Below are 18,839 nucleotides of genomic sequence, written 5' to 3'. Positions count from 1 at the left end.
CGGTGCGGTGGTCGTCACCGGCACCGACACCGGCGTCGGCAAGACCGTGGTGACCGCGGCGGTCGCCGCCGCCGCCCAGGCCGCCGGCCTGCGGGTGGCGATGGTCAAACCAGGTCAGACCGGCACGGTGACCGGCGAGCCGTCGGACGCCGACGTGGTGACCCGGCTGGCCGACCCGGCCACCGTGCGCACCATCGCCAGCTACCCGGAGCCGCTGGCCCCGTTGGCCGCCGCCCGGGTCGCCGCGGCCGAGCCGCTGGAGCTGTACGCGGCCGTCGACGCGGTACGCGAGGAGGCCGACAAGCACGACCTGGTGCTCGTCGAAGGGGCCGGCGGGCTGCTGGTGCCGATGGGCCTGCGACCGTCCGGCGAGCCGTGGACCATCGCCGACCTGGCGGTGTCGCTCGGCGCGCCGGCGGTGGTGGTGTCCCGGGCCGGGCTGGGCACCCTCAACCACACCACGTTGACCCTGGAGGCGCTGGACCGCCGGGCGGTCCCCGCCGGCGTGGTGCTCGGCGCCTGGCCGGCCGAGCCCGAACTGGTGCACTGGGCGAACCTGAGTGAACTGGTCCCGACCATGGTCGGCGCGGTGCCCGATGGCGCCGGCACCCTCGAACCCGGGGTGTTCCGCCGCTCCGCGCCCGGCTGGCTGACCCCGGCGCTGTACGGCGTACTGGACGACTGGCGGGCGTGGGCGGACGAGACCAGCTGACCGCCCGACCTCTGTGCAGGGCCAACCTGCGGCAGCCGGGCCGGCGCTGGTCAGTCGGCCACGGCGGAGCCCGGCCGTCGGATCACCAGCGCGTCCGGCATCCGGAATGACAGGTTGTCCGGTGACCACGGCGCCCGGACCACCTCGGCACCGGTGAGCAGCGGCACCGCCTGCTCGACCACCACCGCCGTCTCCATCCTGGCCAGCTGTGCCCCCACGCAGCGGTGCGCCCCCGCGCCGAAGGCCAGGTGCCGGCGGGAACCCGGCTGACCGGGGACGAACTGGTCGGTCCGCGCCACCACGGCCGAATCCCGGCCGGCCGCCGCCAGCCAGAGCACGACGCTCGACCCAGCGGGCGCCGGCACGCCCGCCACCGTCGTGTCGAGCGCCGTCCGCCGCCGCCAGGTGACGATCGGCGGCACCAGTCGCAGTCCCTCCTCGACCACATCGTCGACGTTGATCGATCCGTCGGTGAGCCCGGCGAGTACTGCCGGCTCGCCGGCCAGCCGGTGCAGCAGCAGCGTCAGGAACTGCGAGGTGGTCTCCTGTCCGGCGACCAGCAGGAAGAACAGCGCGCCGACCACCGAATCGGTCGGCTGACCGGCCTCGCGCAGCGACTTCGCCAGCCCGCCGCCGGTCACCGCGAAGTCGCGCAGCACGGTGTGGAACCGGCCCACCGTGTGGGCCAGCTCGTGCTGTCGGTCAGCGTCCACCGGGGCCCAGAACAGCTCCAGCGCTGCGCGGGCGAACCGCTTCACCGTGTCGGTCGCGGCCGGCGGCAACTCGACCAGCCGGGCCAGCACCAGCAGCGGCAGGTCGGCGGCCAGCCCGGCGTACAGGTCGACCCGGCCGCCGGCGGCCAGCTTCGCGGCCAGCCCGGCCACCCGCTCGCTGACCAGCCCGGCCAGCCAGTCCCGCTGACCGGCGACCCGGGTCGGGTGCAGCGCCTCGGCGACCACCGCCCGGATCGCCGGATGGCTCGCGGTGCCGTTGTTCGCCAGCGTCGGCGGCAGCCGGAAGCCGTACGAGGCCAGCACCCGCAGCGCGGCCACCGGCACCGGGGTGACCGCGTCCAGGGCGTTGTCCGGCCGGAAGGTCGCCGGATCGGCGAGCACCTGACGGACCAGGGCGTGTCGGGTCACCAGCAGATGCGGGGCACCGGTGTGGTCGGCGACGCGGACCACCGGCGGCCACCGGTCGTCAAGCCTCTCCCAGTTGCGGAACAGCACCCGGTCACGCTAGCGCCCGCCCCGGCCGGCGTACCGGCGGGCGCAGCTGCCAGACCCGGGCACGCCGTACCCGGACGCTCTCCAGCGCCGGCGGCACCGGCACCTGGTAGTCGGCCAGCTCGGTGAACCGCTCCCGGGGCAGGTACGCCCGGTCCGGGTCACCGACCAGCACCCGGGCCCCGTCGGCGGCGGCACCCAGCAGGAAGCGCAGCATCCGCGCGGCCATCGCCTCGCTGTAGAACACGTCACCGGCCAGCACCACCTGCGCGTCGCCGTGATCGCCGTCGAGCAGGTCGGCGACGGTGACGTCCAGCCGTACCTGGTTCGCGGCGGCGTTGAGCCCGGCGGCGGCACCGGCAACCGGGTCCACGTCGACCGCGCGTACCGTCGCCGCTCCGGCCCTGGCCGCCGCGATAGCGACCAGCCCGGAGCCGCTGGCCAGGTCGAGCACCCGCAGGCCGGCGACGGTCTGCGGATGGTCCAGCAGGAACCGGGCCAACGCCTGACCGCCGGCCCAGGGGAACGCCCAGAATGGCGGTGGTTGTTCGCTGCGGAACTCACCCTCGGCCAGCTCCCACAGGCCGATCGGCTCGGCCGCCTGATAGAGCCGCAGTTCCGGCACGTAGGTAACCGGGGCGAGCCGGGCGTGGGCACGGACGAAGGTCGACAGCTCGGCGCTTGACAGATCAGTGGTCACCATCCGGATTGTGCCGGCCGGTCCGGCGAGCGCTGGTCGCGGCCAGCGGTTACCGGTTCACCACAGGTGGTGAATTAACCCGTTTCAGTTCGCACTGGGTGAGAAGAACGGACCCTGTCCGGTCCAGCGGTACGGCCGTACTGTGGCCAGTGGACACGGTACGGATGCCGGGTGGCAACCCGGAGAAGGTGGTGAGCTGGGTGGGGCGAATCGCGGTCCGGGTCGGGGTCGGGCTGGCCGCAGTGGCCGGACTGATGCTGACCGCGGCGACACCGGCGTTCGCCCAGGCCGGCTACCGGGCGCAGGTCACCGAGCTGCCGGACGAGGCGGTCGCGGGTGCCGGGACAGTCGAGATGACCGTGGTGGTCAGCCGGAACCTCGGCGGCGAGTGCGAGAAGGTCCGCTGGTCGTTGGTGCTGCGCTCGGACGGTGTCGGCCTCGACGAGATCCGGGCTGCCCGGGTCGAGCAGGGCACGGCGTTCGCGGTCGACGTGCAGACCGACGGTGACGACGCGCGGCTGACCGACGTGCAGCTCGATCCCGGCATCCTCTGCGCCGACCGCACGGTCACCGCGCAGTACCAGTTCAGCTTCGCCGACGACGCCGAGGGCAAGGTGACCTTCACCGTCGAGGCGTACGACGAGAACACACAGCTGCTGGCCGACACCGCGGCGACCCTGCCGGTGGTCGGCGAGCCGGGTGGCCCGGATCCCGAGCCGTCCGAACCGGCCGAGGAGCCGGTGGACAGCCAACCCGGGGCCGAAGTGCCGGACGGCGACGCACCGGCCGGTGTCGGCGGTGGCGGACCGCAGCCGGTGGACGCGATCCCGGCCGGCGATGCCTCCGGTATCCCGGTCGCCTGGTTCATCGCCGGTGGCGCGATGGTCTTCGTCGGCTTCGGTTTGCTGCTGCGGGTCCGGGCCCGGCTGATGCGCGGCCTCGCCGACCCCGACGACGCGGTGCCGGCCGTCGCCGGCGCCGGTGTGGGTGCCAAGGCACCCCCGTTCGGCGGCTGGAGCCCGTCGAGTCGGGCCGGCCGGAGAGGTCGCTTCGGCTTAGGCCGGCAGACCGACCCGGGCGGCCGCCGCCGACCAGGCTTCGGCGCCGGCCGCCGTGGGCAGATACGTTCGTAACCGGCGACCGCGTCGGATCAACGCCCGCAGCTCGGCGAGCCCGCCCCGGACGGTGCCGGCGGCTCGGGCCTGCACCACGACGTTGCCGAGCGCGGTCGCCTCGACCGGGCCGGCGACCACCGGTAGCCGGCAGGCGTCCGCGGTGAGCTGGCAGAGCAGTTCGTTGCGGGCCCCGCCGCCGACCAGATGCACCACGGTCACCTCGTGGTCGGCGAGTTCGGCCGCCTGACGTACCGCCGACCGGTGGGCGAGGGCGAGGCTGTCGACGACGCAGCGGACCACGGCGGCGGGCGAGTCCGGCACCGGCTGACCGGTGTCCGCGCACGTCCGGGCCAGCCGGGCCGGCATGTCACCGGGTGGCAGGAACACCGGGTCGTCCGGGTTGACCACCGCGGCGAGCGGCGGCTGGCGGGCGGCCTGCGTGAGTACCGCCGCCAGCTCCACCGGCCGGCCCCGCTCCCGCCAGTGCCGTAGGCATTCCTGCAGCAGCCAGAGACCCATCACGTTACGCAGATACCGTACGGTGCCGTCGATGCCGGCCTCGTTGCTGAAATTCGCCGCCCGGCTGGCCGTCGACAGCACCGGTGCGGCCAGTTCGAGCCCGACCAGCGACCAGGTGCCGCACGAGATGAACGCGAACGATCCGTCCACCGCCGGTACGGCGACCACCGCCGACGCGGTGTCGTGCGAGCCGACCGTGGTCACCGGCACCGGCCGGTCGGCGCCGATCGCGGACCGTACCTGACGACGCAGTTCGCCGGCCGGCTCACCCGGCCGGCGCAGCGGGCCGAAGAGCCGCTGCGGGATGCCGGCGTCGGCGATCACGTCTGTCGCCCAGCGGCGGGTGTGCACGTCGAGCAGCTGGGTGGTGGAGGCGTTGGTGACCTCGGTGCCGGCCTGCCCGGTCAGCCAGTAGGCGAGCAGGTCGGGGATCATCAGCAGCCGGTCGGCGGCCGCCAGCGTCGGCGTGTCGGCGGCCGCGACCAGCTGGAACAGTGTGTTGAACGGTAGTTGCTGCACGCCGGTGGTCCGGTAAAGCCGGTCGGCACCGAGCCGGGCGACCACCCGGTCGGCGACCCCGTCGGTGCGCCGGTCGCGGTAGTGCACCGGGTTGGCGAGCAGATCACCCCCGCTGTCCAACAGCCCGTAGTCGACCGCCCACGAATCGACGCCGATGCTCATCAGATCGGCCCGGCCGGCCACCGCTGCCCGCAACCCGGTCACGGTCTGCGAGTACAGCCGCAGTACGTCCCAGTACAGGGTGCCGGCCACCTGCACCGCGTCGTTGTCGAACCGGTGCACCTCGGTCAGCGTGACACCGTCCGGGTCGACCTCGCCGAGCATCACCCGGCCGCTGGCCGCGCCGAGATCGACGGCGGCCACCGCCGCCCGGTCGGTGGTCACCGGAGGAAGGCAGCGGGTACGCCGGCGTCGACCGGCAGGTGGGTGCCGGTGGTGTGGGAGAGGTCGTCGGTGGCCAGCACGAAGACGGCGTTCGCCACGTGCTCCGGCAGCACCTCACGCTTCAACAGCGTGCGGCGGGCGTAGAACGCGCCCAGCTCCGCCTCGGGTACGCCGTACATGGCGGCCCGCTGGGCACCCCAGCCGGCGGCGAAGATCCCCGAGCCACGGACCACGCCATCCGGGTTGACGCCGTTCACCCGGATGCCGTGTGCGCCCAGTTCGGCGGCGAGCAGCCGCACCTGGTGCGCCTGATCCGCCTTTGCCGCGCCGTACGCGACGTTCTCCGGCCCGGCGAACACCGAGTTCTTGCTGACCACGTAGATGATATCGCCGCCGATACCCTGGTCGACCATGATCCGGGCGGCGGCCCGGGACACCAGGAACGACCCGCGTGCCATCACCCGGTGCTGCCGGTCCCAGTCGTCGTCGGTGGTTTCCAGCAGCGGCCGGGACAGCGACAACCCGGCGTTGTTGACGACCAGGTCGACCCCACCGAAGACCAGCGCGGCACGGGCCAGTGCCGCCTCGACCGCATTGGCGTCGGTGACATCCACGGTGACCGCGACCGCCCGGTCCGGCCCGCCGATCCTGCCGGCCACCTCGGCGGCGGCCGCGCCGTCGCGGTCGGCGACGACCACGCTGGCGCCCTCGCCGGCCAACCGGCGGGCGGTGGCCGCGCCGATGCCCGACCCGCCGCCGGTGACCAGCGCGACCCGTCCAGCCAACGGCCGGGACGCCGGCAGCCGGCGCAGCTTCGCCTCTTCCAGCGCCCAGTATTCGATGCGGAACTTTTCCGCCTCGTCGATTGGCGTGTACATCGATACCGCCTCGGCACCGCGCATCGCCTCGATCGCGTTGCGGTAGTACTCGCCGGCGATCCGGGCCGTCGCGGCGTCCCGCCCGTAGCTGAACATGCCGACCCCCGGCACCAGCACGATCGTCGGATCGGCACCGCGCATCGGCGGCGAGTCCGGTCCGGCGTGCCGTTGGTAGTAGGCCCGGTAGGCGTCCCGGTACCGCTGGTGCAGCTCACCGAGCCGGTCGCGGACCTCGGCCAGCGGGGTGTCCGCCGGCAGGTCCAGCAGCAGAGGCCGGACCCGGGTCCGGAGGAAGTGGTCCGGGCAGGAGGTACCGAGCTCGGCCAGCCGGGGGAGCGCCCTACGGGACAGGAAGTCCAGCACCACCGAGTCGTCGCTGAACTGGCCGACCTGCCGGCCGTCGGTGCTGACCAGGCCACGGATCAGCGGGGCGAGCGCGGCGGCGCGGGCGGCCCGTTGGTCGGCGGCGAGCGCCGCGTACCCGTCCCGGACCGGCCCGAACGGCTCCGGCCGGCCGTGTTCGGCCAGGAACCGGTCGATGCTGGAGATGATCTCCATTGACCGGGCTTCGCACTCGTCGCTGGTCGCCCCCCACGCGGTGATCCCGTGCCCGCCGAGGATCACGCCGATCGCCTGCGGATTGTCCCGGGCAAGTGCGGCGATGTCGACGCCCAACTGGAAGCCGGGCCGCCGCCACGGCACCCACAGCACCCGGTCGCCGAAGCAGCGCCGGGTCAGCTCGGGCCCGTCAGCCGCCGTGGCGAAGGCCAGCCCGGCCTCCGGGTGCAGGTGGTCGACGTGGGCGGCGTCGATCAGGCCGTGCATCGCGGTGTCGATCGACGGGGCCGCGCCGCCCCGACCGTGCAGGCAGTAGTCGAGCGCCGGCACCATCTCGTCCTCACGTCGCGGCCCGACCGGCTTGCCGTGTCGCCGGCCCAGGTAGCGTCCGGCCAGCTCGTGCAGGCGGTCGACCCGCAGCACCGCCAGCCCGGCGTCGGTCAACGTGCCGATGTCGCCGCCGGAACCCTTGACCCACATCAGCTCGACCGGGTCGCCGGTAACCGGGTCGTCGGCGGTGGCCTTGACGGAGATGTTGCCGCCACCGTAGTTCGTGGTCCGCCGGTCAGCGCCCAGCCGGTGGCCGCGGGCCAGCAGCGCGGCGACCTCGGGATGCCCGGCGGTCTGTGGCTGTCGGTCGGTCTGTGGCTGTCCGGCCATGTCAGGCCCCCCAACCGGCCGGCTGGCCGTCGGCCCGTTCGGCGACGATCCGTTCGGCGTACCCGCTGCGGGCGTAGGCGGCCATCGGATCCGGGTCCAGCCCCTGCTCGGCGCGTAGCTCGCGGAGCAACGGCCGTACGTCGGTGTGATAGGCGTCCATCAGCACGGCGTTGGCGCCCAGCACGTCCCCGGTGGACTGCGCGACGGCCAGTGCCGCCGTGTCGACCAGCAGCGCCTTGGCGGTGGCCTCCTGGACGTTGAGGACGGACCGGATCTGGCCGGGGATCTTCGGCTCGATGTTGTGGCACTGGTCGAGCATGAAGTTGATGCCGCTGGCCGGCCGCAGCGCGTCCGCCGAGACGATCTCGAACATGATCCGGAAGAGCTGGAACGGGTCGGCGGCGCCGACCATTAGATCGTCGTCGGCGTAGAACCGGGAGTTGAAGTCGAAGGCGCCGAGCCGCCCGGCCCGCAGCAGGAATGCCACGATGAACTCGATGTTGGTGCCCGGGGCGTGGTGGCCGGTGTCGATCACCACCTGGGCCCGCTCGCCGAGTCGCAGGCAGTGCGCGTACGCGGTGCCCCAGTCCGGCACGTCGGTGGTGTAGAAGGCCGGCTCGAACAGCTTGTACTCCAGCAGCAGCCGCTGATGCTCGCCGAGCCGGGCGTAGGTGACGTCGAGCGCCTCGGCGAGCCGGTCCTGCCGGACACGAATACTGTCCTGGCCCGGGTAGTTGGTGCCGTCGGCGAACCACAGCTTCAGGTCGGTCGACCCGGTGGCGTCCATCACGTCGACACAGTCGAGCAGGTGAGCGACGGCCTTGCGCCGGATCCGGGGGTCGGGATTGGTGACGCTGCCGAGGCGGTAGTCGTCGTCGGAGAAGACGTTGGCGTTGATGGTGCCGATCCGTACCCCCAGGTCGGCGGCGTGCCGGGCGAGCTGGGCGTAGTCGTCGACCCGGTCCCACGGGATGTGCAGTGAGACCGTGGGGGCGATGCCGGTGACCGCGTGCACCTGGGCCGCGTCGGCGATCTTCTCCTCGGGGGTACGGGGCACCCCGGGCTGGCCGAACACCTTGAACCGGGTGCCCGAGTTGCCGTACGCCCAGGACGGCACCTCAATTCGCTGTTCCCGGAGCGCGTCCTTGATCCGGCGGATCATATCACTCGTTTCTGGTACGAAGTCGGGTCTTCTGCCGGTCGTGGCGGCTGGGCTGGCAGCGGCCGGCCCAGCCGCGGCGATCGGGCATCGCCAGGGCGCGGGCCGTCGAGCGCGGCGAGTTGCTCGTCGAGGTCGAAGATCTCCTCGAGCAGGACGAAACCCTCGTCGGGGCGCCGGCCGCCCAGTTCGGTGAAGAACGGTGCCATCTCGGCCTGCCACCGGGCGTTGACCTCGGTGCGGGCCATCGCCGCCTGCGCGGCGGCCAGATCGTCAGCCCGGACATGGCCGACCAGCAGGCCGTCGGGGTGCAGGAAGAGTGCGTAGTCATGCCAGCCGGCGGCGCGCAGTGCATGCAGCATCTCCGGCCAGACGGCCGCGTGCCGGGCCCGGTACTCAGCCAGTCGATCCGGTCGGACCCGCAGCACGAAGCAGTACCGCCGCACCGGCACCTCCCGGATGAACCGTTTCAACAGCCGACCCAAACATACGAGCGACCAAACCGGGCTGTCAAGGTCGTGGATCAGCCGCCCAATCGGGTGCCGCGAGTATCCTGACTGGACTCGCGGACCACCAGCTCCGGCTCGAAGACCACCTGGCGGTGGCGGTGCGAGTCCGGGCTGGCCGCCTCCTCCAGCAGCAGAGCCGCCGCGGTCTGCCCGAGCCGCTGCCGGGGCTGGCGTACCGAGGACAGCGGCACCGCCGCCGCCGCGGCGAACTCGATGTCGTCGTAGCCGACCAGCGCGATGTCCTCGGGTACCCGTACCTGCTGACGAGTCAGCCCCTGCAGGACCCCGAGGGCCAGCAGGTCGTTGGCGCAGAACACGGCGGTCACCCGGGAGGTGCGGGGCACACCGAGCATTCGTGCGGCGGCGTCCCGCCCGGCGGCCACCGTCAGGCTCGGCGTATCGAACCGGCGCAGCTGCCGTTCGTCGAGTCCGGCCTCGGTCAGCGCCCGGAGCGCCCCGGCGTACCGGTCCCGGACCTGTTCCAGATGCCCGGGCCCGCCGACGTACGCGATCCGTCGGTGCCCGGCGTCGATCAGATGACGCAGGGCCAGCTCGCCGCCGAGCCGGTCGTCGACCGAGACCGAGCAGAGGTCCGGCCGGCGGGACCGCCGGTCCAGCAGAATCACCAGTACGCCGCGATCGCGCAGCCGCAGCAGCCGGTCGCTGGCGTCGTCGACCGGGGTGATCAGCACCCCCTGCACCCGCTGCTCCTCCAGCAGGTCCAGGTAGGCGCTCTCCTTGCCGGCGTCGCCGTCGCTGTTGCAGAAGATCACCGGCATGCCGGCACCGCTGGTGGCGTCCTCGACGCCCCGGGCCACGTCGGTGAAGAACGGGTTGGCCACGTCCAGCACCACCAGGCCCAACGTGCGGCCCCGGCCCCGGCGTAGTTGTCGGGCCGCGTCGTTGGGGACGAAGCCGAGTTCGTTGATCGCGGCGAGCACCCGGGACCGGGTGCCGACCGCGACGATGTCCGGCCGGTTGAGCACGTTCGACACCGTGCCGACGGAGACGCCGGCCCGCGAGGCGACGTCCCGGATGCTGATCCCTGCTCCCGGCACCCAGGCCTCCTTCTCCGTGGGCGGCGCGCGGTCACCGGTGGTAGGTCCGGGCCGCTCCCGGGGCGATTATCCGCCTACCGGTCGTCGCCGGACAGTGGCAGGTCGGCCGGACGCCGGTTGCCGTAACCACCGGTCCCGAGCAGGCCGAGTCGCCCGCCCAGCGGGCCAAGCGGCGGTTTGAACCGTTTCGACGCGGCGACGATCAGGCCAGCTCCTCCGGCTTGCGGCCGATCTCGCGCGCCACGGCCAACCGGATCCACTCGGTGAGCTGCCGGCGGGAAACCACCCGGTCGTGCATCGCGGCCTGCACCGCCAGACCGTCGATCAGCGCGTTGATCCGCCAAGCCGCGCCCTTCGGGTCCGGACACTGGAAGGTGCCGTCGGCACACCCGGTGGCGATTACCTTGATCAGGGCCTCTTTCCAACGCAGGTCGAGGTTGCGGCACACCCGGTTCAAGGCGGGGGTACGCAGCGACTCCGACCAACCGTCGATCCATAGCGTCCACGCCTTGGACTTGCCGGTCGGGGCGTACAGCCGAATGATCTTCTTCAGTTTCTCCAGCGGCTCGGCGGACGACCGGACGACCGTGTCGAGTCGGGCCAGGTCCTGCTCGGCGGCGTACGCGAACGCCTCGGCGAGCAGCCGGTCCTTGGTGGAGAAATGGTAGAAGACCAGCGCCTGACTCACCCCGGCGGCTTCCGCCACGTCTGCGGTGCGGGTGTTGGCCAGGCCACGCTCCACGATCACCTCACAGGCGGTGCGCAGCAGCGAGTCAAGGCGTACTTCGGCCGAACGTCTTGTCACGGCGAACACGGTAACGCACTATCATCGATACGATGAGTTACCAGTCAATTTCCTGACTCAGGAAGGAGCCGGGATCAGGTAAGGCGAATCGATTTCACGGTGCCCGGAGGCTGGTGGCGGGATATGTGAACTTTGTCGGGTATCCTGCCGTGGGCGCGCCCGGCCACCCCCCGAGTTGGCACTCTCGCGACGGCTGGGCTAAAGTTCTCATCCGTTGGCAGGAACGCCCGAGGGCGGGAAGGCCAGCTGAGACAAGCGGACGTAGCGCAGTTGGTAGCGCATCACCTTGCCAAGGTGAGGGTCGCGGGTTCGAGTCCCGTCGTCCGCTCGGAGATGCCACCACAGCACGTCGGGGGCAACCTCGGTGGAGTGGCCGAGAGGCGAGGCAACGGCCTGCAAAGCCGTGTACACGGGTTCAAATCCCGTCTCCACCTCGTCACAACGAGGGCGATTGGCGCAGTGGGAGCGCGCTTCCTTGACACGGAAGAGGTCACTGGTTCAAACCCAGTATCGCCCACCAGCTGTACGAGCACGTCACAGGGCCCGTTGCCGGACATCCGGTAACGGGCCCTACTGCTGTCCCGGCCCTTACCTGGAGTCGGTCCACAGGGGGAGCGGGACCGCTCTTCGGGAGTGACAGCTTCCGTTGACCCGTTGTCCTGCTCGGGTAGTGGGCGGCGCGGTCGACTCTTGCGGGAGATCGACATGGTCCCGCGCCGCCCACAGCAGGCTACTGGTCTTGAACACGGCTGATCTCGGGTCCCGGACTGGACGCGGCCTGAGTCAGGGCTCGGGCCTGGATGACTCACTTGGTGGACGCGGGGCCGAGGGGCGCGGCAGGCGTGGCGTGGTGGTAGCGCGGGTGCACGGCGGGTGGTTGTCGGAGGAGGTAGCGCAGGGCGGAGGCGGCGATCGAGGGAAGGTAGCCGACGGTGCGCCATTGTGAGTCGCCGTCGAGGTGGTGCCCGGCGGCGGTGAGCCCGGTATGGATGCCGGGGAGGTGGGCTGCGCCCCAGATCATGACGGTGTCTTCGGTGGTCGTCACGGCGGCGTCGAGGGCGAGGGCGGTGCGGGTGTCGGTGAGAACCTGGGCCACGGCCCGCATGCGGGGGTCGTGGTGGGGTCGGGGAACGGTGTTCTTCGCCGCAGAGGAGGCGATCAAGCGGGTACTGAGGGCGAAGAAGGCGTAGACGCGGCTGAGTTGCCAGACCTGCTGGTCGGGCCAGTCGAACAGGGCGCGTCGGGTGGTGAGGTAGCGGGTCATGGCGTCGGTGCCGGCCTGACGGATGACGTCAAGGTCAGTGAGATCTTTTCGCTGCCAGGTGGGGTGGTGGAGCAAGCTGGGTTGGCGTACCCAGCCGAGAGGGGCCATCCGGACGCTTTCGAGGTCGCGTAGGGCGTTGAGGTCGTCGAGGACGGCCTGCTCTGCCTGGGTGGGTTCGTCGCCGGGTGTCTCGTACTGGGCGTTCTCGTAATGGACGACGTATCCGTCTTGTTGGTAGCAGTCGATGTCGTGCAGGAGCCCTCGGTAGTAGGCGGGCTCGGCGTAGTGGTGCGTGGCGACGACGACGATTCGCTGCCCGCTGTCGGGGTGGCGGTATGAGCTGATCGGCGTCTGGAGGACGAGGCGTCGCCGGTGGCCGGTGGTGAGTCGGAGGTAGGGGATCATGCGCTGGGTGTCCTCGGTACGGGTAGGTGGGCGCGGTCGGTGGCGAGGATGGTGAGGATGTCGGACAGGGCGATGGGGTCCAGCTCGAGCACGATCTCGTCGTGTCCGGGGTCGTAGGCAACGTTGACGACCCCGACGAGGTAATGCTCACCGAGGCGGACGCTGACGGGATTGGTGCGGCGTCGGGTGAGCAGGTCGATGAACTGCTCACGATTGAGGGTTTCGCCGCGGAAGGTGGCGCTGGTCGGCATGGCTCTGTCCAAGGAATCCGTCGCGGTACCAGTGGAGGGTCGGGATTTCGTGCCAGCCGGGCCAGTCGGTGTTGATGGCGATGTGGCCGTCGCGCTGGCGCAGGACGATCTGTCCGTCGTGGACGAGGGTCGCGTCGTCTTCGGGGCTTGTGTGCATGCAGCGTGGGTAGGGCTCATTCGGGTTCGCCGGTGTGGTGGTGCAGGATGATGACGGCGGTGAGGACGAGGAGTCCGGCGGTGAGGAGCCTGCGGGCCCGGTACTTGGCGTAGGCCCAGGCCACGCTGTCACCGGCGTTGAGGATGGCAATGGCGAGCAGGATGATGCCGACCGCGACGGCGGCAGGGGTAGTCACCGGTTCGCCTTCAGCGCATCGGCGGGCGGTGCGGTGGCGGTGGTGTCGAGGCTGTACTCGGCGGCCACGTCAGCTCCCGGCGGGAGCGCGGCCGACGTGGGACAGAGCGAGGTTGCCTTTGACCACTAGGTCCGGGTGGAGCAGCAGCCGACGGAAGGCGTCGATGTCGTCGGGGGTCATGCCGGCGGCGGTGAGCCGGTCGCGGATCACCCCGGCGGTGGCGTAGGGCAGGAGGCAGCCGGGTTGCCCGCCGGTCCACGTACCGGTGTGGCCGGTCGTGTCGACGTGCAGGCCGAGGGCGCGCATCGCATGGTGCGCGCGGCGACCCCACGTCAGGTCGTTGCCGGAGCCGGTGAGCACAGCCCCGAACGCCCGGTGGTAGGCGGCGAAGAGCCGGTCGGCTTCGTCGGGGTCAGGGGCGGACAGCACGGAGCTGCGCCAGGTGGGTTCGAACTCCTCGACGATGAGCATTCCGCCGGGGGTGAGTGCGTCGACGAGTCGGGTGAGCACGGCGGTGCGCTGGTCTGCTGGTAGATGTGCCAGGAGGAGCCGGACGTGGATGAGGTCGTAGCCGTCGTCGGGCAACGGGTCGGTGACGATGTTGTGGCGGATCAGCCGGACGCGGGGGTGCCGGCGGCTCGGGGTGAGGTCGATGTCGGTGGCGGTGACGTCGCCGTGCGGGGCCATCTCGGCGAGGGTCGCGGCGATGCAGCTGGCTCCGACGGCGACGACGAGGCATCGGGCGTCGGCGCGGACTCCGACCCGGCGCAGCTGCCACCGGGAGAACGGGTCGAGCATGCCGGCCAGGGCGTCGAGCATGACCGCGTTGTCGTCGCGGGTGTCAGGTGGGGCGTCGCCGAACAGGTAGGTGGACGTGGTCACAGCTGTCTCCTTCAGACATAAGGGTCACCGGGCATGGCCTGGACCCGGCGGTTCGGATGCGCGCCTGCCCGGGGGGTTAGGCGGTCGTGTGGCGGATCCACGGCGCTGCCCTGGCGCAGGCGGCGGTGAGGAGCCCGTACATCGCGGTGCTCATGGCGGCGAGGACCGTGATGGCGGCGAAGGCCATGTCGGCGCGGGTGCCGGCGTTCTGGATGACGACGCCGAGCCCGGCGAGCCCGCCGAACAACTCCGACACGACGGCGCCGATCAGGGCGAGGGGTAACGCGATCCGCAGCCCGGAGCACAGGTGCGGTAGCGCGGCCGGCAGCCGGACCTTGACGAACGTCTGCCAGCGGGACGCGGTCAGGGATCGGGCCAGCTCGACCAGATCCGCCGGGGTGGACGTCAGGCCGGTGGCGGTCGCGAGGGCGATCGGCAGGAAGCACATCAGCCAGACCAGGACGATCTTCGGCCCTGCGCCGAAGCCGAGGGCGATGATCAGCACCGGCACCAGGGCGGGTTTCGGTAGCACACTGAGGACCAGCAGAGCCGGGGTGAGCGCCCGAGCCAGTGGCCGGGACATCGCCAGGACAATGCCGAGCATCATCGCCGTGACGGCGGCGAGCGTGTAGCCGGCCATCGCTGTGGTGAGGGTGACGGCGGCGTGGTGGAGCAGGTAGCCGGGCTGGTCGCGGATCACGGCGGCGACCGCGAATGGCGGTGGCACAACATAGTCGGCCACGCCGGACACCTCGACGGCGGCCCACCAGATGGCGACCAGCCCGGCCACACCGAGAACCGGCGGGCAGGCTCCCGCGACTACCATCCACAGCCGCGCGGTGACAGCCGAGGCGAGACTCGGCGTCGGCGGCGTGGGCCGGTTCATGGGACAAGTTCCGGGGCGATGATGTCCGACGGCACCAGCCCAGCGGGTATGGCACCGGCACCGTGCAGGATCGCGATGTTACGGGCCACCCTCGCCTCGTCGAAGTGACCGAGGCGTCCTTCTGCCGGGGTGACGTAGCCGCGTAGCGCGGTCAGCTCGGCGGCGGCGAGGTGGGCCTGCTGGCCCTGCGTCTCCGGCTGAGACGCATACGCCTTGCCGGCCTGGTCGGGGTGGCTCATGCAGTAGTCCAGGCCGCGTAGCAGTGCCCGGTTGAATCGGCGGACCACGTCGGCACGGTTGGTCGCGGTCGCTGTGGAGACGGCCATCGCCGAGCCGTGCAGGTCACCGATCCAGTCGGCGAACGGCAGCACCGACAGGTCCTGCTTCGCGACGGACCGCACCAACTCGACTGCGGGCACGAACTGCGAGATGGCGTCGACTTTTCCTTCGGCGAGCAGGGCCGCGTGCTGGGTCGGCACCGGGTTGCTCACCCACTGCACACCCGAGGGGTCGAAGCCGGCCAGCTGCGCGTACGTCGGGAACAGCACGTGGTTGATGCCGCCCGGCAGGTACGACAACCGCCGCCCCGCCAGGTCACTTGGCGTGCGAATGCCCGACGACGCCAACGCGACGAAACACGCCAGGTTCCGCTGGTGCAGCACCGACGTCAGCCGGAAATCCCTGACGCCGCCGGGCGTGCTGGCCTCGATAATCGCGGCGCTCACGTCCAGCGTCGCCACGTCGACCCGTCCGGCTGCCAGCAGCTTCAGGTTCTCGCCCGACCCCTTGCCCGGCAGCACCTCCACGGCCAGGCCCTCGTCACGGAACCAGCCCTGCGCCCGCGCCACCAGCAGCGGAGCCTCCCGCCCCTGGAACCCCGCACCCGTCAACACTCTGACCGTCTGCGCTGACGCGGGGCCGGGAGCGGGTTGGCTACCGCAAGCCGAGGCAGCTGCCCCAGCCGCGACAACGGCCCCACCGGCGAGTAGCCGGCGACGGGTGATCGTACGCACCATCAGAACCTCACTTACTTAGTAATACATGTCGGGATGAATGAAGGGCGCGGACGCCAGGAAGCCGCAGCGGGCAGAGCGGGATGGCCTGCCCTCCCGTCCTCGACGACGGGGGACGCCCAGGCATGGGAGGGCAGGCCGCGGCTGAGGTGTTCCGCCTCAGCTCCTACGCGAGGTGGCACCTCAACCAGACCGAAAACTTAGGTTGCTAAGTAAGACAAGTCAATACTGAACACTTGGCTTACTTGCTAACACAGGTCAGGCGTGATGCGATGGCTTCACCTACGCGAGGAGCCTGCCGTGCCGACCCCCTCCCAGCCCGCAGAGCCGGTCTTCCGGCGGATCATGCGCGACATCGAGACCGCCATCGCCACCGGCGACCTCAAACCCGGGGACAAGATCCCATCCACAGCGGAGCTCGGCGAACAGTACGAATGCTCGGCACCGACCGTCCGCCAGGCCCTCGCGCGCCTCCAGGAACGCGGCATCCTCCAAGGCCACCAAGGGCGAGGCGTCTACGTCAGCAACGCGCCGAGCTGACCAGGGACTGGTACCTGCGGTTGTGTAGTCGGCACCGGCAAGGATCGCGCCGCGAAAGCTCGTCGCTCATCTTCGCTGACCGGTGACACTCGACCTTCCGGCCGCTCGGTGCCTGCTGGGCCAGGTCGGGTGCTCCAGCGGAGGTTGCTCGCACCGACTACGATCTGACTCCCGGTATCAGGTCCGACGCTTCTGGTGACCACGAGGTGAGTGCATGTCTGGTCGGCGAGTTGCCTGGGCCGCAGGCATCGCGGTGGTGCTCGCCGCCGCGAACAGCGCGGTGATCAACAGGTTGCAGGGCGGCTGGCAGTGGTGGCTCGCGGCAGGGGTGTTGACACTGGTCGGGGCGTTGGTAGCGGGCTGGCTGGCCGGAGGAGTGTCGGAATCACACCGGCGAGTCGGTGCTGGTGCGGTGGTCGCTGGTCGGGACCTCGGCGGCCGGGTCCGGACCAATCCGTCCACTACGGCTGGTGATGAGCTTATGCCGCAGTCCGGGATCGCTCCGGGCGCGGTGGTCGCTGGCCGGGACATCACCGGAGGAGCGGACATCGACACCACCGGCGGCAGAGCCCGGTCGTCGCGACAGCAGGGACCGGTTCAGTAACGGTGGGACCGAGATGGCAGTTGGCCCCGGGCGCGGTCGCCGCTGGCCGGGACATCACCGGGACGGTGCATACCGGACCGACGTACGTGCAGGTCACGGTGGGCCGGTTCGACCGGCTGAATGACGCGATCTTTGATCCGACACCGTTGTACGAGCAGCTGGATTTCGCCCGGTTTCAAGGCCGCGCCGGCCTAATCGCTCAAATCGATGAACGGATCGCCGCCACCGACCGTGGGTATGTGGTGGTGCGAGGCGAAGCCGGGGTCGGCAAGAGCGCGCTGGCCGCGCATCTGGTGTGGACGCGGCCGTGCGCTCACCACTTCACTCGGCTCGACGGCGGAGCGCGCAACCCAATCGAGGCACGCAAGAGCCTGGCCGCCCAGTTGATCGGTGCGTGGGATCTGGCGGACAGGTTCGCCCCGGGAGACGTGTTCCCGGCGGCTGCGCAGCGGCCAGACTGGCTGGCCAAGGTCATCCGGGCGGCGATGGCGGCCCGTGATGAGCGGTTCGCGCCGGCCGAGCGCCGGCCGCTGGTGCTGGTCGTCGACGGGTTGGACGAGGCCGAGGCGGATCCGCCAGGCATGGGTACCGGGATTCCACTCGGCCTGCCGACCCCGGATGCTCTGCCAGCTGGGGCATACATCGTGGCGACCAGCCGGTATGGCCTCCCTCTGGTCGCACTGCGGGACCCGTTGCGGGTCGGCTGGTCGCAGATCGAGGTGGAGGGCGCCGACAACCTAGCCGATATGGTCGCCTACCTGCACGCCGCGACCACAGGTCCGACCCCGGATCCGGCGCTGACCACCGTGCTGACCGAGCATCGGGTCCCTGCGACGACGTTCGTCGCGACGCTGCTCGACCGCTGCCGCGGAGTGTGGATCTACTTGCGGTATGTGCTCGACGAGGTACGCGCTGGCCTGCGTCCGCCGAACGATGTGGTGTGCCTGCCGGATGGTCTGCGCGGCTACTACGAGCTGCAGATCCAGCAGCGATGGGCTACCCATCCTGACTGGCGCTCGCTGCACCTGCCCGCGCTGGCGGTGCTCGCCGCCCTCGGCCGCCCGATCGACGGCAACGACCTCGCCACCGTGCTGAACAGGCCGGACGCCACCAGCGACTTGGCGGCGTGGCTGGACGGGCCAGCCCGCGCGTTCCTCGACGTGATCAGCGGCCCGGACCGCCACCGCCACTACCGGGTCCGCCACCAGAGCCTGCGTGACCTGTTCACCGCCGCCTCGGACGGCGGAAACGAGGAACCGATCGACGGCGGGCTGACCGACGAGTTGCACGCCGCCTGGCAGACCGCGCATCGGGCGATCACGACCTGGCTGACCCCGCCCACCAACGCTGATACCGGTCGACGCGACTGGTCCGGCATCGACGACTACACCCGCCTACGACTGCCCGGACACGCTGCCATCGCCAAAATACTCGACGAGTTGATGGCCGATCCCGGATTCCTGCTGTCCTGCCCGCCTGGCCAGATCCTGGCGCATCGACACACCCTCGACACCCGCGACGCTGTCACTGCAGCTGCGGCCATGGAAAGCGCCGCTACCAGCGAGTGGAACGGCTGGTCCGACGAGAAGCGGGCGTGGTGGCTGCACGTCTGGGCTCGCAAGACCAGATCAACTCGCTTGGCAGACGCCCTCACCGTCGACCACTCTGCACGGCCCTGGCATGTGCAGACCGCCATATGGTCGGGGACCACTCATCGTATCCTCGCGCGTCGTACGAACGAAGTGATGTCAGTAGCGGTGTTGCCGGGCCTGGATGGGTGTCCCGCACCGGGTTTGATGGAGACATCGAAACCTGGGAGGAACACCAGCGATGCCCGCA

At 71.0% G+C, this 18,839-nt stretch carries 20 protein-coding genes and 3 tRNA genes; 8 read left to right on the top strand and 15 right to left on the bottom strand.

Features of this window, described 5'->3' with window-relative positions:
* Positions 1-7: 7 nt before the first annotated feature.
* Positions 8-712, top strand: coding sequence for a dethiobiotin synthase (bioD, locus tag ACFHWS_RS14990; RefSeq protein ID WP_416555759.1), 705 nt, complete (start codon positions 8-10; stop codon positions 710-712).
* Positions 713-762: 50 nt separating this feature from the next.
* On the opposite strand, the gene ACFHWS_RS14985 is transcribed toward bioD, so the two are convergent.
* Together ACFHWS_RS14985 and ACFHWS_RS14980 are read right to left on the bottom strand one after the other, a co-directional pair.
* The gene (locus ACFHWS_RS14985) at positions 763-1,941 is read right to left on the bottom strand and encodes a cytochrome P450 (protein WP_416555681.1); all 1,179 of its coding nucleotides are present in this window, start codon (positions 1,939-1,941) and stop codon (positions 763-765) included.
* 4 nt (positions 1,942-1,945) lie between these two features.
* On the bottom strand, positions 1,946-2,638 hold the full coding sequence (locus ACFHWS_RS14980) for a class I SAM-dependent methyltransferase (RefSeq protein WP_416555679.1): 693 nt from the start codon (positions 2,636-2,638) through the stop codon (positions 1,946-1,948).
* Positions 2,639-2,736: 98 nt separating this feature from the next.
* Here ACFHWS_RS14980 and ACFHWS_RS14975 point away from each other — a divergent pair, with 98 nt between their 5' ends.
* Positions 2,737-3,771 (top strand): hypothetical protein, encoded by a 1,035-nt coding sequence (locus ACFHWS_RS14975; protein ID WP_416568389.1) that lies wholly within the window; start codon positions 2,737-2,739, stop codon positions 3,769-3,771.
* Here the strand turns inward: ACFHWS_RS14975 and ACFHWS_RS14970 are convergent.
* The 6 genes from ACFHWS_RS14970 to ACFHWS_RS14945 form a co-directional block, all read right to left on the bottom strand.
* Positions 3,694-5,175 carry a rhamnulokinase gene (locus ACFHWS_RS14970; RefSeq protein ID WP_416568388.1) on the bottom strand — a complete coding sequence of 494 codons (1,482 nt, stop codon included), beginning with the start codon at positions 5,173-5,175 and terminating at the stop codon, positions 3,694-3,696. The genes ACFHWS_RS14975 and ACFHWS_RS14970 overlap by 78 nt on opposite strands.
* Positions 5,172-7,271 (bottom strand): bifunctional aldolase/short-chain dehydrogenase, encoded by a 2,100-nt coding sequence (locus tag ACFHWS_RS14965; RefSeq protein ID WP_416555673.1) that lies wholly within the window; start codon positions 7,269-7,271, stop codon positions 5,172-5,174. The genes ACFHWS_RS14970 and ACFHWS_RS14965 overlap by 4 nt, the downstream gene beginning before the upstream one ends.
* Position 7,272: 1 nt before the next feature.
* On the bottom strand, positions 7,273-8,433 hold the full coding sequence (gene rhaI / locus ACFHWS_RS14960) for an L-rhamnose isomerase (protein WP_416568387.1): 1,161 nt from the start codon (positions 8,431-8,433) through the stop codon (positions 7,273-7,275).
* On the bottom strand, positions 8,430-8,903 hold the full coding sequence (locus ACFHWS_RS14955) for an L-rhamnose mutarotase (protein ID WP_416568386.1): 474 nt from the start codon (positions 8,901-8,903) through the stop codon (positions 8,430-8,432). Before ACFHWS_RS14955 ends, rhaI begins: the two co-directional genes overlap by 4 nt.
* A gap of 50 nt (positions 8,904-8,953) precedes the next feature.
* Entirely contained in the window at positions 8,954-9,997 is a 1,044-nt protein-coding gene (locus ACFHWS_RS14950; protein ID WP_416568385.1) for a LacI family DNA-binding transcriptional regulator, read from the bottom strand.
* A 202-nt stretch (positions 9,998-10,199) separates the two neighbouring features.
* Positions 10,200-10,802, bottom strand: coding sequence for a TetR/AcrR family transcriptional regulator (locus ACFHWS_RS14945; protein ID WP_278168229.1), 603 nt, complete (start codon positions 10,800-10,802; stop codon positions 10,200-10,202).
* A gap of 255 nt (positions 10,803-11,057) precedes the next feature.
* On the opposite strand from ACFHWS_RS14945, the gene ACFHWS_RS14940 reads away from it, so the two are divergent.
* From ACFHWS_RS14940 to ACFHWS_RS14930, 3 genes are all read left to right on the top strand, one after another.
* A tRNA-Gly gene (locus tag ACFHWS_RS14940) sits at positions 11,058-11,130 on the top strand.
* Positions 11,131-11,165: 35 nt separating this feature from the next.
* Positions 11,166-11,236, top strand: a tRNA-Cys gene (locus ACFHWS_RS14935).
* An 11-nt stretch (positions 11,237-11,247) separates the two neighbouring features.
* A tRNA-Val gene (locus ACFHWS_RS14930) sits at positions 11,248-11,322 on the top strand.
* Positions 11,323-11,607: 285 nt separating this feature from the next.
* On the opposite strand, the gene ACFHWS_RS14925 is transcribed toward ACFHWS_RS14930, so the two are convergent.
* From ACFHWS_RS14925 to ACFHWS_RS14895, 7 genes are all read right to left on the bottom strand, one after another.
* Entirely contained in the window at positions 11,608-12,471 is an 864-nt protein-coding gene (locus ACFHWS_RS14925; protein WP_416555665.1) for a hypothetical protein, read from the bottom strand.
* A complete protein-coding gene (locus tag ACFHWS_RS14920; RefSeq protein ID WP_416568384.1) occupies positions 12,468-12,722 on the bottom strand; it encodes a hypothetical protein in 255 nt (84 codons plus the stop codon). The genes ACFHWS_RS14925 and ACFHWS_RS14920 overlap by 4 nt, the downstream gene beginning before the upstream one ends.
* Positions 12,679-12,879, bottom strand: coding sequence for a hypothetical protein (locus ACFHWS_RS14915; RefSeq protein ID WP_416555661.1), 201 nt, complete (start codon positions 12,877-12,879; stop codon positions 12,679-12,681). The genes ACFHWS_RS14920 and ACFHWS_RS14915 overlap by 44 nt, the downstream gene beginning before the upstream one ends.
* A 16-nt stretch (positions 12,880-12,895) precedes the next feature.
* Entirely contained in the window at positions 12,896-13,075 is a 180-nt protein-coding gene (locus tag ACFHWS_RS14910; RefSeq protein WP_416568383.1) for a hypothetical protein, read from the bottom strand.
* A gap of 69 nt (positions 13,076-13,144) precedes the next feature.
* Positions 13,145-13,957, bottom strand: a complete 813-nt coding sequence (locus tag ACFHWS_RS14905; protein ID WP_416555657.1) for a class I SAM-dependent methyltransferase — start codon at positions 13,955-13,957, stop codon at positions 13,145-13,147.
* A 76-nt stretch (positions 13,958-14,033) separates the two neighbouring features.
* The gene (locus tag ACFHWS_RS14900) at positions 14,034-14,843 is read right to left on the bottom strand and encodes an ABC transporter permease (RefSeq protein ID WP_416568382.1); all 810 of its coding nucleotides are present in this window, start codon (positions 14,841-14,843) and stop codon (positions 14,034-14,036) included.
* The gene (locus tag ACFHWS_RS14895) at positions 14,840-15,733 is read right to left on the bottom strand and encodes an ABC transporter substrate-binding protein (protein WP_416568381.1); all 894 of its coding nucleotides are present in this window, start codon (positions 15,731-15,733) and stop codon (positions 14,840-14,842) included. Before ACFHWS_RS14895 ends, ACFHWS_RS14900 begins: the two co-directional genes overlap by 4 nt.
* 423 nt (positions 15,734-16,156) lie before the next feature.
* Between ACFHWS_RS14895 and ACFHWS_RS14890 the strand changes: the two genes are divergently transcribed.
* From ACFHWS_RS14890 to ACFHWS_RS14880, 3 genes are all read left to right on the top strand, one after another.
* The gene (locus tag ACFHWS_RS14890; RefSeq protein WP_416568380.1) at positions 16,157-16,396 is read left to right on the top strand and encodes a winged helix-turn-helix domain-containing protein; all 240 of its coding nucleotides are present in this window, start codon (positions 16,157-16,159) and stop codon (positions 16,394-16,396) included.
* Positions 16,397-16,610: 214 nt separating this feature from the next.
* Complete coding sequence (locus ACFHWS_RS14885) at positions 16,611-17,000, top strand: hypothetical protein (protein WP_416568379.1); 390 nt, start codon at positions 16,611-16,613, stop codon at positions 16,998-17,000.
* A gap of 2 nt (positions 17,001-17,002) precedes the next feature.
* A partial coding sequence (locus ACFHWS_RS14880; protein WP_416568378.1) for an ATP-binding protein occupies positions 17,003-18,839 on the top strand: 1,837 nt, incomplete at its 3' end.

Origin of the sequence: Micromonospora sp. LOL_013 (assembly GCF_048060315.1) — a bacterium.
In the GTDB taxonomy this organism is placed as follows: domain Bacteria; phylum Actinomycetota; class Actinomycetes; order Mycobacteriales; family Micromonosporaceae; genus Micromonospora_E.
This window is presented reverse-complemented; position numbering and strand designations above follow the sequence as displayed.

Coding starts and splice junctions, on each gene's coding strand:
- ACFHWS_RS14965 (WP_416555673.1), bottom strand. CDS start 7,271: ATGGCCGGACAGCCACAGACCGACCGACAGCCACAGACCGCCGGGCAT.
- rhaI (WP_416568387.1), bottom strand. CDS start 8,433: ATGATCCGCCGGATCAAGGACGCGCTCCGGGAACAGCGAATTGAGGTG.
- ACFHWS_RS14925 (WP_416555665.1), bottom strand. CDS start 12,471: ATGATCCCCTACCTCCGACTCACCACCGGCCACCGGCGACGCCTCGTC.
- ACFHWS_RS14920 (WP_416568384.1), bottom strand. CDS start 12,722: ATGCCGACCAGCGCCACCTTCCGCGGCGAAACCCTCAATCGTGAGCAG.
- ACFHWS_RS14915 (WP_416555661.1), bottom strand. CDS start 12,879: ATGCACACAAGCCCCGAAGACGACGCGACCCTCGTCCACGACGGACAG.
- ACFHWS_RS14900 (WP_416568382.1), bottom strand. CDS start 14,843: ATGAACCGGCCCACGCCGCCGACGCCGAGTCTCGCCTCGGCTGTCACC.
- ACFHWS_RS14885 (WP_416568379.1), top strand. CDS start 16,611: ATGTCTGGTCGGCGAGTTGCCTGGGCCGCAGGCATCGCGGTGGTGCTC.